Annotated in this window: 11 protein-coding genes; 1 reads left to right on the top strand and 10 read right to left on the bottom strand. The window is 43.3% G+C overall.

The features are described from left to right. On the bottom strand, positions 1-149 hold a 149-nt coding region (locus RR876_RS11100; RefSeq protein WP_332637082.1), incomplete at its 3' end, for a CoA-transferase. A gap of 280 nt (positions 150-429) precedes the next feature. On the opposite strand from RR876_RS11100, the gene pcaU reads away from it, so the two are divergent. After that, positions 430-1,254 (top strand): IclR family transcriptional regulator PcaU, encoded by an 825-nt coding sequence (gene pcaU / locus RR876_RS11105; RefSeq protein ID WP_004981412.1) that lies wholly within the window; start codon positions 430-432, stop codon positions 1,252-1,254. 105 nt (positions 1,255-1,359) lie between these two features. Here pcaU and RR876_RS11110 read toward each other — a convergent pair whose 3' ends face one another. The 9 genes from RR876_RS11110 to astA form a co-directional block, all read right to left on the bottom strand. Then, on the bottom strand, positions 1,360-2,172 hold the full coding sequence (locus RR876_RS11110; protein ID WP_332477984.1) for a DUF4198 domain-containing protein: 813 nt from the start codon (positions 2,170-2,172) through the stop codon (positions 1,360-1,362). Between the two features lie 92 nt (positions 2,173-2,264). After that, positions 2,265-3,074 (bottom strand): hypothetical protein, encoded by an 810-nt coding sequence (locus RR876_RS11115; protein WP_332477985.1) that lies wholly within the window; start codon positions 3,072-3,074, stop codon positions 2,265-2,267. A 64-nt stretch (positions 3,075-3,138) separates the two neighbouring features. Beyond that, the gene (locus RR876_RS11120; RefSeq protein ID WP_332478060.1) at positions 3,139-5,385 is read right to left on the bottom strand and encodes a TonB-dependent hemoglobin/transferrin/lactoferrin family receptor; all 2,247 of its coding nucleotides are present in this window, start codon (positions 5,383-5,385) and stop codon (positions 3,139-3,141) included. 560 nt (positions 5,386-5,945) lie between these two features. Then, positions 5,946-7,172: an alanine racemase gene (gene alr, locus RR876_RS11125; protein ID WP_332477986.1), complete on the bottom strand. Its 1,227-nt coding sequence runs from the start codon at positions 7,170-7,172 to the stop codon at positions 5,946-5,948. A 56-nt stretch (positions 7,173-7,228) separates the two neighbouring features. After that, positions 7,229-8,728, bottom strand: coding sequence for an amino acid permease (locus RR876_RS11130; protein WP_151836949.1), 1,500 nt, complete (start codon positions 8,726-8,728; stop codon positions 7,229-7,231). A 403-nt stretch (positions 8,729-9,131) separates the two neighbouring features. Continuing rightward, entirely contained in the window at positions 9,132-10,109 is a 978-nt protein-coding gene (gene astE, locus RR876_RS11135; protein ID WP_332477987.1) for a succinylglutamate desuccinylase, read from the bottom strand. Between the two features lie 21 nt (positions 10,110-10,130). After that, positions 10,131-11,471 (bottom strand): N-succinylarginine dihydrolase, encoded by a 1,341-nt coding sequence (gene astB / locus RR876_RS11140; RefSeq protein WP_332477988.1) that lies wholly within the window; start codon positions 11,469-11,471, stop codon positions 10,131-10,133. A 22-nt stretch (positions 11,472-11,493) separates the two neighbouring features. Continuing rightward, on the bottom strand, positions 11,494-12,963 hold the full coding sequence (gene astD / locus RR876_RS11145) for a succinylglutamate-semialdehyde dehydrogenase (protein ID WP_332477989.1): 1,470 nt from the start codon (positions 12,961-12,963) through the stop codon (positions 11,494-11,496). Then, the gene (gene astA / locus RR876_RS11150) at positions 12,963-13,994 is read right to left on the bottom strand and encodes an arginine N-succinyltransferase (protein ID WP_234954003.1); all 1,032 of its coding nucleotides are present in this window, start codon (positions 13,992-13,994) and stop codon (positions 12,963-12,965) included. Before astA ends, astD begins: the two co-directional genes overlap by 1 nt. Positions 13,995-14,007 lie beyond the last annotated feature (13 nt).

The following is a 14,007-nucleotide window of genomic DNA, read 5'->3' on the forward strand; positions in this document are numbered from 1 at the left end:
ATGGTGAGGTCTTTAATGCCGAGTTGAATTAAGCCATCGATCAGTTCAGCAGGTTGTCCTGCTGTACCAAAACCACCAATCATGATGGTTGAGCCGTCGGTGATTTGGGAGAGCACTTCCGCGAGGGATGCCGCGCTTTTATCTATCATTAGATAACTCCATTGTGCATCATGCAAATTTGAAAAGGCGCGGAAAACTAACTTATACTGGAGGTATGATTCAGCTAAAACCACATTCCCTAGTTTTTTAGTTCGATTTCCTTATCTGTTCATTTTTTATAATTTCTCCGCTTTGGGATAGATAGTGACCACAGGTTTTGTTCGATGATCGAACAAAATACCTATATATCGAACAAAACCTGATTATTTCACTCTGATTTCACGTTATAGTAAAAATAATGAAGAAATAAAAATGGATAAAGGGAACACGATGGAAGAAGCAACTGAGACAAGAGAAAAGTGTCTTCAACACAAAGACAATAAAAAAACCATTCGACATGAAGATTTTGTCGCAGGGATCAGTAAAGGTATGGCCATTCTCGACAGCTTTGGTACTGACCGACATCGTTTAAATATCACTATGGCAGCAGAACGCACAGGCATGACCCGTGCCGCGGCACGACGCCATTTACTCACTCTTGAATATTTAGGCTATTTAGAATCTGATGGCCATTATTTTTATTTAACTCCTAAAATTCTTAAGTTTTCAGGGTCTTACTTGGGTGGAGCACATCTTCCTAAAATTTCACAGCCTTTGCTGAACCTGCTCACCAATCAAACCTCACTCATTTTTTCCGTGATGGTTCTAGATGGCTATGAAGCCATTACCATTGCACGCAGTGCCGCGCACCAACAAACGGATCGTGTCAATCCTTATGGTCTACATTTGGGAAATCGTTTACCTGCACATGCGACATCGGCAGGCAAAATTTTACTGGCCTATCTAGATGATCAGGAACAATATGAATGGCTGAATCAGTATCCGCTACAACGCCTAACCAAATACACCCATACCAACAATGAAACATTTCTGGCTTTATTGCATGAAATTCGAGAGCAAGGTTGGTGTTATTCATGTGAGGAACATGAATTGGGCGTACATGCCCTTGCCGTTCCGATTTATGGGCAACAGTTAAAAGTGGTGGCAGCCTTAAATATTGTTTCCCCTACCATGCGCACAACTAAAGAGTATTTGATTCAACACATACTGCCATTACTACAAGAAACCGCACGCGAACTACGTAATATTCTTTAATGCTCAAAAGAAAATCACGCAGCGCTTATCATCTATAGGTCTATGATTCAGCCGAGAGCAACTAGAACAGCTTTCTGTGAATTTCCTCTTTGTCTTAGCTTAAGTTTAAGGGTTGACGTATAAACTCAAAATCGTTCTATAGGTTTGAGCATTGGGTCTAATCTTTTCAGACTGTTCTGGTGAGGTGATGATGACAAGGTACTGCCCGACCGCTGAAAATGGCAAAGTGACTTCACCTAAACCATTGGTCTCCAACTGGATCGTTTTTTCAGGCTCATCCAATGTGGTGGCTTGTTTCTCTAGTGTGACCTGAAAACCTGACGCAGCTTTATTGCCCAAATTCAACTTCACTCTGAATGGTGTTTTTAATGAAATTTGATTTGGATGTCCTGAAAACTCTAATCTTAAACCTTGTTGGGCGTGCTCTTGCTTCACCGCACTATATTGTTGCTTAGAAAAATAACTCAGCAACTGATCAACACGTTGCACAGTAAACTGCTGGGTTTTCGCTTGTACTTCACTTGGAGTCATAAAGTGACGTTCAGCCAGTGGCGCTAAATCTTCAGCTTTTGCATCTAAGATACGTAACCAACGCTGCCCCACTTTTGCATATTTAAGCTCACCTGTTCGGAGTCCAGTAACTGCATAAGTTCCCACTTGATCCGTTTTCACTTCGGCTAGACTTAAAGCTTTGCTATGACTCAGGGTTAACTCTTGAGTTTCTCCCTTCGGCGTGAGTACTTTAAAGTTAAAGCCTTTAATCGCCACTTCTGAGTCGAAGGGTTGCTCTGCAAATCCTGCCAAGATTGCAGTGTTCCCACCTTCTATCACATAATTGCTTGGTGCAACAAAAGGTGCATGTGCCCAACCATTTGCGACCAAGATACTCAGTAAGCAAGCCAAACCTATTTTTTTCATCGTTGATATTCCATTTATGTATCGTTGTCCATCGTCAACCAAATCAGTTTCCCCTTTAAGCCATTCATAGATGGCTTAAAGGTATGGCCTGTTTATTGAGCTGAGGCTTGCCCTACTTTTTTTGCATACTGTTTAATATCGTTTGCTTGAATGGTGGTTTTACCCTTTGCAATGGCTTTGAATTGCTGTGCAGCAATCTCCTGCATTTGAGTTGTACCAGTCGCCAAATTATGGTCAAAACGTTGCATAAACTCGTCGACATATTCTTGTTCAGTCACAATCAAATCTTGATTGGTGTCGGTCTCAAAATATTGTTTATCGCGCGCTGTTAAATAGTCGCCCAACGTCACATAATTTTTACCCTGACCATATTGCGCGATAAACTCATTCACATTACTTGGCATCGGCATTGAAATGGGTAATTTGGCACGGAAACCATCATGTGTCCCTGTATTTGCCCCAGCCAACTTTGCATCTTCAGCATTAATCAAACCATCTTGGTTCTGATCAAAACCATCAAAAGTCTTTTCACCAGAGGCTTGGAACTCTTTCAACGTCAACTTTTGATCTTTAGTTTTATCTAAAATACCATAACGGACATGTGCCTGTTTTAAAGACATTTCACGTCGTTGCTTAAGTACAGGGTCTAAGCGTTCCTGTTCAAATTGTGCAAACTGTTCGGCTGTCACTTTTTTAGTGTTCGCAAAAAGTGCGGCATAATCCTGCGTATATTGCTGTGTTACCAGTGCAGCACTCGGTTGTTTATTTTCTGGGTGATAAAGCGCATGAATGGCATAAGCTTGTTGGTAACTATCCGTTTGTGCTGTTTTGTCTGCAGCTAAAATACTCGCTGAAGCACTTAGCATAACGATGCCCGTTGCCAATGTAGTCATGATTTTCATGGTGATTTCATTTCCTGAAGGTTAAGTTTGCTAGACGGAATCTCAGTTCTATCTAGCTTTGAAATTAGTATTTAAATTCGACACTTGCGACAATATTACGACCTGGTTCTGCGGCACGATCGATCAGACTGGCTTGGTTCGTTCCTGTAATGGTGCCCACTGCGGCATAGTCCCAATACGTCTTATCAAAGATGTTATTCACCGCCACGTTCAACTTAGTGAACTTATTCATATTCCAGTAAGCTGAGAGATCAAACACGGCATAACCTGCAACATGTTGATACTCCACGTCATCTTGGTAGGTACTCACATCTTTAGATGCAATTTTGTCCCCGACCGCAGTTGCAGTTAAACCTAAACCAAAGACTTTATCTGGGTGGTCATAAGCAAAGGTGAGGCTGCCCTTTTCAGGTTGTACTGAATTCACCCCACTTTTCAGGCCATCTTTATTTTCTGCGGTGCCTTTGGTTTTACCTGCCACTAAAGCGAGGCTAAATCCATCCGAGTATGGAATAAATTGACCCAAATCAATACGTGTAGACAGCTCACCGCCCCAAATTTCGGCATTGGCTAGGTTTTCTGCACGGTAGTAACCATAAGGATATTGTGGTGTGGTGTCATAGTTGTGGTAATCGATGAAGTCACTGTATTTGGTATAAAAACCTGTGACATCAAACTTGATACCATCAATTGAAGTATTTCTCAGTCCAATTTCAAATGCATCACTGGTTTCTTCATCAAGATTCGTGTTACCAATCACGATATAACTTGGATTGCCTGCGGTGGTTTGATAGATGCCACCCATCTCAGTAGGTGATGGGATACGTGTACCGCGTGTGTATTTAAAATAACTGTAGTTTTCAGGAGTGAATTGATAACTGGCCGCAAAACCCGGCGAAACATAACTAAAGTCACGTGCTTGGACATCACTATAGCTCGAAGAATCTGGTCGATACTCCTGTCGTTCAAAACGAAGCGATGGTGTTAGGGTTAAGTCACGACCAAAGAGCCCCAAACGAATTTCATCTGAGAAATAGGCTGCATAACGCTTTAACTCAGAATCCAGTAAGTAACCATCTTGGTAGAGTGTTGGTAGTGTTGCACCATTGCGTAAATCGACTTTGGTACTGGAATAATCTTTTTGGTCGACCGCAAGACCATATTTTAAAGTCTGCTGCTCTAAGTTCTTCGATGCATCAAACTTAATCCCTGTATTTTTTTCTTTATAAGTGGTTGAGAAATCACGTTTCGTATTCGCATTATTCATAAATGAAGTCGCGGTTTCGTTATTTGATTCCTGATACCAAATTTTGCTTTTCAACTGATCAAATAGTGCCAATGACTCAGGTTTATAAATATGTTCAAGACTAAATTGGGTACGATCTATGTCCTGCTGCTGGGTGGCATCGCTTTTATAATTACTAAATAAACTGGCACTAATGTCTGTGGTATCGGCACTTTTACGATAGAAATCTCCTGTCAAATTAAACTGATGCTGATCGGAGAGCGCCCATATAACTCGGCTCAATACGGCATCAGAGCTCCAATCCGTTGGGAACGCTTTGGTTTTCGAGTTAGGTTTTGTTTCATGTCCATCACGATGAGCATAAGCAACTAAGGCTTTCACCTCATCATTGCCTACCGCCCCTGTTACCGAACTTAACCATGCTTCATCCGCAGAGCTATAGCCTGCTTTGGCAGTACCCGCAATGGTTTTTCCATCTACCAAATAATCTTCGGGAGATTTGTTTTTAAATGAAACGCGTCCACCGATTCCGTCAGTAGATGCATCTGTTGTTCCGGAAACAATATCTACCGAGCTAAACATTTCAGGCTCGATATAATCACGACCTGCACCACGTTGACTCATACTGTTAGGCGGAACATAAGAGCTGACCGTCGCTTCAGCAATATCAACCCCATCAATATCTAAGCCAATACGGTTGGCATCAATCCCACGAATGTTATAACCACTCGTTCCAGTTCCATCGAAAAAGGTACCACTGCCCGCAACTGAAAATGGCGCTTGTACCAAAGGCAAGTACTTCACGATACTTGCCATATCGGTCACCCCAGTTTTATCTAAATTTTCCCGATTAATCGTTGTCTTAGAAACTGCGGCTTGATCTTCATGTTCAGCATAAACCGTAATCTTTGGAAGTGAGGCTGAAACTAAAACATTGTCTTGTGCAAAGCTCTTAGAACTCAAAGCTGTGGTCATGAGCACAGCCAAACATAATGATAAATAGCAAGGTCGGAGGTTCAAACTTTTAACTTCGTCGCCCGAAAATTGCGACTGATATTGCTTCATACTCATGCGGTTAAACCCACCTCTTAAATGATATTGATAATCATTACATATAATTCAAATTACTTTTCCATGCCCTCAAGGACGGCGGCTAGGAAAGATAATTGATATAGGGATACTTTGTGGATGCGAATCATAATCAATTAGATTATTATTTACAAATAATATTTGCTTTTATTTTATTTTTTCAGCGAACCAGACTGTTCAAAAAATAGTTTTTGATTTCAATACTTAACTCAAGCTGACTAGCTTTTTGATCAATTTGCATGCAAAAAAATCGTCAAAATTTAAATCACCTATCAAGCGTTTTAAGCGAAAAATGACGTGACGCTATAACTAATTCGGAGAATACCAACACAGTTCAACTCCATCCTTAAACTGCAAATCATCGATGCGAGATATGAAAAAGCAGTGCATATCCACATATACACTGCCTCGAATAAAACCGTCAGTTCATTCTTAAAAACAATATTTTAATAATGAACTGATCACTGAAATGCTGCATGAAGCAAGTAATGGTTTTGTCAGTGAGGAGGTCAAAACAACAGAGTCCCCCCTTTACTCTACCGAACCACAACTTTCGGATTAGAGTTACCCCACATGGTGTAGACATCTGCTAGCAAAGCACCATTGTATTCTTCCAAATCACTTTGCTTCACTATTGCGCCCCCTTGTTCGCCAAACAGGACCACTTCATCATTGGCACGAATATCTGGAAAATCAGTGACATCCACCATGGTAGTATTCATGGAGGTACGCCCGACTACAGGCACTTTATGCCCACGAATCAGTACATAGGCTTTATTACTAAACGCCCGTCGATAACCATCTGAATAACCAAGCGGCAAATTTGCCAATAGTGAATCACGCTTCAAGGTATACGTTTGATCATAGCCGACTGTTGTGCCTTTCAAATAGGCATTGACTGTTGCCACTTGAGTTTTAAAGGTCATCAGCTTTTTATATTCAACTCGATCTGGAAGGCTGTCACCATAAATCACACCGCCTGCACGTACCATATCTAGGTGTGACTCTGGAACCGTCAAGGTCGCAAAAGAATTTGCGGTATGTAAAGTCAGTGCTTCTCGCTTTAATTTGGCTTTTTTAATTATCCAATCCGTTTGCTGGTTAAAGACAGCCAAACGTTCACGCACATATTTTTCATCTTCCACAGCATAATGCGTCATGATGCCCACCAGCTTTAAATTTGGCAGTTTGGTCATGCGTAGCGCTTCCTGTTTACCTATTGTACTGTCCAGCTCTAAACCGTTTCGGTCCATACCCCCTGCATTTAAACCCAAATGATACGCAAGGGTTAAACCTTGTTGTTTTGCCCATTCTGACAGGTGCTGTGCTTGTTCATAGTTCCCCAACAACTCTTCCATGTTTAAGGAAGCAGCATTTTGGATTTCTTGGTCAGTCGCTGCACGTAATCTTAACAGCCGTCCCTGATAACCAGACTTACGTACCATCGCGGCTTCAGCATTACTGGTGATACCAACACAGGGCACATTGAGCTTAATAATACTCGGCATCAACAGTTCAATCCCGTGACCATAAGCATCGGCTTTCATGACCGCGCAAATCTGGCTTTTGTCCTGTAGTTGCTGTTGTAAGGTCTGAATATTCTGCTCAAAGGTCTGTACATTAATTTCGACCCAGGCATTGGCCTGTGGTGCTGCCACCTGTGTCGCTGAAAGATGTGGCGTCAATAACGGTGCGGCAAAACTGCTCTGTATATGGAGTAATCCTGCACCCAACATGCATGCCCAAAGTGTCGCTTTTTTCAAAATAAATCCCTCTGTTTTGCGATAAAAATAAAGGGGGAATATTCCCCCTCTGTTCCTTAATTATTTTCTGGCATTTCATCCTGTTCAATGCGGCGACCATGGGTCAAAATCCAGTTACGCTCTGCATATTTTTTCGTTTTATAATAATAAGCAATCCCCAATCCAATAAACCAAAGTGGAGAGAACGCCAACGAAATCATGGTGTCATGATCGAGCGCCAAAATCGCGACCACAAAGATTAAGAACAACAAGGTAAACCATGCCATAAAACGTCCACCTGGCATTTTATACGCCGACTGTTCATGCAGTTCAGGCGCTTTTTTGCGATAAGCCAAGTACGACAAAATAATCATAGCAAAGGTGAAAATACACAAAATCGAGGTGAAGGCTGAAATGATGATAAATGCCGTCATGACATCAGGCACAATGAACAAAATAGAAGTACCTACCACCACACAGAACATCGAGAACATTAAACTCAATACAGGTACTTTGCTTTTCGACAGTCGAGCAAAGCTTTTCGGTGCATCTTTTTCTACCGCTAAACCGAACAACATACGACTGGTGGCAAACACCCCACTGTTCGCTGAAGACATGGCAGAAGTAGCCACGACAAAATTGACAATACTGGCTGCTGCGGGCAAGCCAATCAACGTAAACATTTCAACAAATGGACTCTTGTCTGGAGAAATCTGCGACCAAGAAGTGACTGCGATAATACAAACCAAAGCACCGATATAAAACAATAAAATACGTAATGGAATTGAGTTAATCGCGCGTGGTAAAGCCTGATGCGGGTCTTTGGTTTCTGCTGCTGTAGTTCCCACCAATTCAATACCGACAAAGGCAAATACCGCAATTTGGAAACCGGCCAAGAAGCCCGTTAGACCATAAGGGAACAGTGACTCTTTCTCGACCACATGGGCTAAAGATGCTTTCACACCATCTGGAGAGACAAAACCAATCGTAATCAGATAGACACCGACCAAGAGGAACATAATGATCGCGATAATTTTAATTAAAGCAAACCAGAACTCCACTTCACCAAACAGTTTTACCGCAACAAAGTTCAATAAAGTCAAAATGGCAATGGAGGTGAAGGCGGGTATCCATGCGGGGAGATCGGGATACCAAAACTGTGCATAACCTCCAATCACAATCACATCCGCGATTGCTGTGACAATCCAACTGAGCCAGTACGACCAACCCAAAAAGAACCCTGCCCACGGCCCCAAATAAGCTGTTGCAAAGTCTGCAAAAGATTTGTAATTGGTATTAGAAAGCAGTAGTTCCCCCATCGCACGCATGACGAAGAAGAAGAAGAAGCCAATAATAAGGTAAGTTAAGATGATCGAAGTACCCGACACAGCGAGTGTCTTGCCCGACCCCATAAAAAGACCTGTACCAATGGCACCACCAATCGCAATCATCTGAATATGACGATTGGTCAGTGAGCGTTGCAGTTGTTCTTCCTCAACTGACTCGTAATGATGTCCACCCAGTAAATCACCGTCTAAAGGCTCTTTTTGTTGATGGGTCTGTTTTCCATTCATCATGTTTTTACTCCAATTTACAACCCAATGGGTGTAAATATGGGACTCAGATTTAGATAATTCCTTATTTCATCTCAGTCCAAAATTAAGCTACATATTATTTTTCAATAACATTAATTTTTATTATTCAGCACCACACTATTCATCTCTTTATGGCGGCAAAATAATACTCACACAGGTTGCAAAACCCATGCCAAATTTAATTATTTTATATTAAAAAACAATAACTTAATAAAAACACAACGCAAAATCATCCATCGATTATAACTACCCTTATGATCGACAGATGAAAATATTGAATTAATATTTTTCTCAATATCCATATATTCAATTCCATTGAAAATTAATTTAACGACTTAAGTTCGATAAACCACCATCATCACATTTAATAAATTGACTGAAATCATCAAGGATGAACCTCAGTTAATATCAGCCCTGCTCTTAACCCCTTTTTCACTTGAGTATTCGGAAATAAAATTCGAACCTGCTCAGGTGCAGTCACATACGGTTTGCCCTGTTGCAGAGCAATCACGGCATCGGTTTCGAACACGGAAAAATTAGGCGCAGAATTTGCCAAATTAAGCTGGAAGTCATCTTCAGTTTTGATGATCGAATCAACGACTCGAAAAGTTTGAATTGCTTGTTTTTGACGTATAGGTAAGGACTGTTCACTCACCACGGCGCGAAGCACATGATTAATCGCGGCGAAAGCTGCCAAATCATTTTGTCCAAAGGGTTTGGCATGACCAAGTTCGAGGGTCGAACTGGCTGCTTGAAACTGAGCGCTACTAAAGTGCGTAAAGGTACGGCCTACTGCATTGTGATACACCACGGCATCCAAATCCGCAGCTTTTAGGCTGTCCAGCATCACCACATCATAGTCATGGGTTTGATAAGGAAATAAGGCAAAAGTCGGCAACAAAGATGGGCGAATCGCAGTGTGCAAATCGTAATGATAGCGTCGCACTTGAGCAGGACTATCATTAAAAAAAGCGGTGACGATCTGTTCTAAGACCGCCACCCGCTGCGCTTCAACTGTATCGGTAAATTGTTGATAAGCTCCGCAGAACATGCGGTTCATATCATTTTCAACATAACGTTGCCCTGTGCGAATCGCAATAGGGTTACCTAAAATCAGTAATAACTTAACCTTGAGCTCTAATGCCCCTGCAAACAAATCTTGACTCAGCTGCGCCAACAACTCGATTGGCGCAGTTTCATTGCCATGCACACCCGCGGAAAGCACGACCGCTTTTTCATAAGCCTGTTTCGGCGTAAAAGATAAAACACCTTCAGCCAACCATTCCCAACGAAAACCATGCTGTACGCCATGCGATACAGTCGGGACACGTTGTGCTAAAACATCACCTAGAAAATCTATCATCTGCTTTCCCTGCACGATTGCTTAACGTTGGAAGTGATACACCGAACCTAAGTTCAAAATTTGCGTCAGTTCATCTAACGCAGTGCGGCTTTCAATCAATAATTGCGGATCAGCCAAATCTTGCTGCGCCAACTGGTCACGGTAGTACTGATCCACCCACGTATTTAAACGGGTAAACAAGGCATCATTCATGAATAGATTTGGATTGATCGCATTCAGTTCTGCTTCATTCACTGCTACACGTAAACGTAAACATGCAGGGCCACCGCCATTGCGCATACTTTCACGCAGGTCAAACACCTTGATGTCATCAATCGGCGTGCCCATTTGGATCATGTCGTTTAAATAGCCCCACACTGCTGGGTTTTGACGCGATTCTTCAGGCACCACAATGCTCATCCCGCCATCGGCACGCGTGAGCAATTGGCTATTGAACAAATAAGTATTGACCGCATCTTTGACTGAAACACGCTGATCAGGCACTTCAATGGACACAAATTCTTGACCCAAGCGCGCCATTTTTTCGCGAATTTCTGACAACGCTTCAGATTGATTCAAAAATGCATGCTGATGGTGGAACAGTACGTTTTGGTTACTCACCGCAATCACGTCGTTGTGGAAGACGCCTTGGTCAATCACATCGGGATGTTGTTGGACAAATACCGTTTGTTCCGCTTTGAGTTGATGTAAACGTACGACTGCTTCACTTGCCTCACGCGACTGACGTGCAGGATAGTGTTTCGGACCAATGCCACCACCGAGGAACTGCTGACCATAGACAAACACTTGCACGCTGGCTTGATCATAAGCACCGCCTAAACGGTTATGGTTTGCCGCACCTTCATCACCAAACAATGCCACAGGTGGCAGTGCTTCGTGATGGGCGAAGTGGCGTTCATCCTTAAACATAGCTGCCATCACGCGTGATGTCGTTTCATGCTCAATCGAACGGTGGAACTTATTGTTCAAGTTTGCCGCAGTAAAATGCACACGACCATCTGCACTGTCCGCCGACGGTGAAACCGTTGCCGCATTGGCAGTCCACATACAGGATGCTGAACTCAACGCTGACAATAACGCAGGCGAAGTTCTCATCGCTTGTTCGATGACACTGTGATCATCACCACGGAAACCCAATTTGCGCAAAGTCGGGACATGTGGGCGTTCTTGCGGTGCAAATACACCTTGCTTTAAGCCCATGTCGGCCAAAGCTTTCATCTTTAACAGACCTTGCTTGGCAGCCAACTTCGGGTTGGAAAGATTATTTTGGTTTTTGGTGGATGCTTCGTTTCCGAATGACAATCCCGCATAGTGATGCGTTGGACCGACTAAACCATCAAAATTAATTTCATAGCCTGACATTTCTAAACTCCCTTTTGTCGACTTACAGCACAATGCCTGGCGATAATTTTTCAGGTAGGCTTACCTGTTGACTTTCCAATGATGCCATTGGCCATGCGCAATAATCTGCTGCATAGAAAGCACTGGCACGATGGTTTCCTGATGCACCTACACCACCAAAGGGTGCAGCACTTGACGCGCCTGTTAACGGTTTATTCCAGTTCACAATGCCTGCACGCGCTTCAATCAATAAACGATCAAACAGCTCACGGTCAGGTGAAACTAGGCCCACCGATAAACCGAATCGAGTGGCATTCGCGAGTGCCAAAGCCTCATCGAAATGGTCATAACGATAGATACAGCTCAATGGGCCAAAATATTCTTCATCGGGTACGTCATTAACATGGGTCACATCTAAAAGACCCGGACTTAACAAGCTGCTGTTGGCATCTGCTTGAGTCACAGGGAGCAAAACTTGGGCCCCTAAATCGATCAGGCGTTGTTGTGCTTGTAAAATTTGCTGTGCAGCATGCAGTGAAATCACGCCACCCATAAATGGTTGTGGCTGAGCATCCCACTGACCCACCACCAAGTTACGGCTGACTTCAACCAAACGTTGAATGAAGGCATCGCCTACAGCACCATTTTTGATGATTAAACGGCGTGCGCAGGTACAGCGCTGACCTGCAGAAATAAAGGCAGATTGGACGGTTAAGTTCACCACTGCATCAATGTCGGTAATCTCGTCGATAATTAATGCGTTGTTACCGCCCATTTCTAGAGCGAGAATTTTTTCTGGAGCACCAGCCAATTGTTTATGCAGGTGGTAACCGGTATTAGCACTGCCTGTGAACAACAAACCATCAATTTCATGCGACTGCGCAAGTGCCTCACCTGTGCTACGACCACCTTGCACCAAGTTCAACACACCCGCAGGCAAGCCTGCCTCATGCCATAACTTCACGGTTTCTTCCGCAGTCCACGGCGTCAATTCACTTGGTTTAAATACTAAAGTGTTGCCCGCAATCAGCGCAGGGACAATGTGACCATTGGGTAAGTGACCTGGGAAGTTATACGGGCCAAATACAGCCAACACCCCATGCGGACGGTGACGTAAAGACGCAGCACCATCTGGCATTTCCGTCAGACTTTCACCTGTACGTTCGTGATAAGCACGTACTGAAATCGCCACTTTGCCAATCATTGACTGGACTTCAGTCAACGTTTCCCAAATCGGCTTACTGGTTTCACGACTAATAATCGTTGCAAGCTGTTGTTTGTTTTGTTCTAACAAGCTGGCAAATCGTTGAATAATTTCAAGGCGCTCAACTAAAGGACGGCGTGCCCAAGCAGCAAATGCTGCGCGTGCAGACTGACAAGCCTGTTCAACTTGCTCAGCTGTTGCTTCTGCACCGTGCCAAATTGTTTCTTGCGTAACAGGATCGAGTTTGTCCCATGCTGTACCTTGCGCTGGAGACCATGTCCCGTTTATATATAAATTCCCTTGTGACATTATTTTTGCTCCATCTTATCTAAAGGCAACATACGAATGCTTTGCCCTGCTTGCACACCAAGGGCATGCGCTTGTTCTACCGTTAAACTTAAACTGTCTGTCTCAGCCGCATGCTGAATTAAAATCGCGCGATAGTCTTGATAGCGATCATTCGCCACCAAATAACGCCCTACACCTTCTGGAACGCTGTCGACGATTTTGACGGCACAAGTGTGACTTTCTTTGACTGCACGCAAGCTACTGACTTCCGCTTCAAGCGTCGGGCCTGCATCAAAAATATCGACATAACCTTGGTAACACAGCCCTTCCGACTCCAACACACGAGAGGCAGGAACAGTCTGAGGATGCACCTGTGCAATCACTTGTTGCGCGGCCATCGGCAGTAAGTCGATATACACAGGAAAACGTGGCATCAACTCCGCAATAAAGACTTTTTGTCCAATACCGCTGAGATAATCCGCAGTCGAGAAATCCATATTAAAAAAGTGATGGCCTAAGGCATCCCAAAATGGCGAACGACCATTTTCATCCGAATAACCACGCATTTCTGCAATCAGCTTATTTTGAAAAGCCTGTTTGAAAGCTGCGATAAACAGAAAACGGATCTTCGACAGCAGTTTTCCATTTTGATCTTTGCGGTACTCTGGGTCTAAAAACAGCGTGCAGAGTTCGCTACAACCAGTATGGTCATTGCTTAAAAACAGCGTATTTAAGGTTTTATAAACATTCAGAGTTTGTGAGGCATGGACTTGTTTGCCCACATGGTAGTTATAGAAAGGCTCAGTTAAACCCACTGAAACTTCAATTGCACTGACGCCAACCACTCGTTGTAACAAGGTGTCCTCTAGGACAAATAAATAACCCTGCTCACTCGGTGTTGCCTGACCGGCTAAGGTCTTTTGCGTGCGTGCAATACGAGCCGATAAGATCTCTTTATTTTGGGGTAAAGAAGTCAGGCCAATGCCAGACTTCCCCGCCAGAATGTAGATATCATCTAAATCTCGATGCTCTGCATGTCTAACAATCATCATAACCAGTGGCCTA

The sequence above is a fragment of the Acinetobacter sp. genome (assembly GCF_036666595.1).
In the GTDB taxonomy this organism is placed as follows: Bacteria; Pseudomonadota; Gammaproteobacteria; order Pseudomonadales; family Moraxellaceae; genus Acinetobacter.

What these genes read in the sequence shown, in the direction of transcription:
- astE (WP_332477987.1), bottom strand. Translation starts at nt 10,109, where the DNA reads ATGATAGATTTTCTAGGTGATGTTTTAGCACAACGTGTCCCGACTGTA.
- RR876_RS11115 (WP_332477985.1), bottom strand. Translation starts at nt 3,074, where the DNA reads ATGAAAATCATGACTACATTGGCAACGGGCATCGTTATGCTAAGTGCT.
- astD (WP_332477989.1), bottom strand. Translation starts at nt 12,963, where the DNA reads ATGTCACAAGGGAATTTATATATAAACGGGACATGGTCTCCAGCGCAA.
- RR876_RS11130 (WP_151836949.1), bottom strand. Translation starts at nt 8,728, where the DNA reads ATGATGAATGGAAAACAGACCCATCAACAAAAAGAGCCTTTAGACGGT.
- pcaU (WP_004981412.1), top strand. Translation starts at nt 430, where the DNA reads ATGGAAGAAGCAACTGAGACAAGAGAAAAGTGTCTTCAACACAAAGAC.
- RR876_RS11120 (WP_332478060.1), bottom strand. Translation starts at nt 5,385, where the DNA reads ATGAAGCAATATCAGTCGCAATTTTCGGGCGACGAAGTTAAAAGTTTG.
- astB (WP_332477988.1), bottom strand. Translation starts at nt 11,471, where the DNA reads ATGTCAGGCTATGAAATTAATTTTGATGGTTTAGTCGGTCCAACGCAT.
- RR876_RS11110 (WP_332477984.1), bottom strand. Translation starts at nt 2,172, where the DNA reads ATGAAAAAAATAGGTTTGGCTTGCTTACTGAGTATCTTGGTCGCAAAT.
- astA (WP_234954003.1), bottom strand. Translation starts at nt 13,994, where the DNA reads ATGATGATTGTTAGACATGCAGAGCATCGAGATTTAGATGATATCTAC.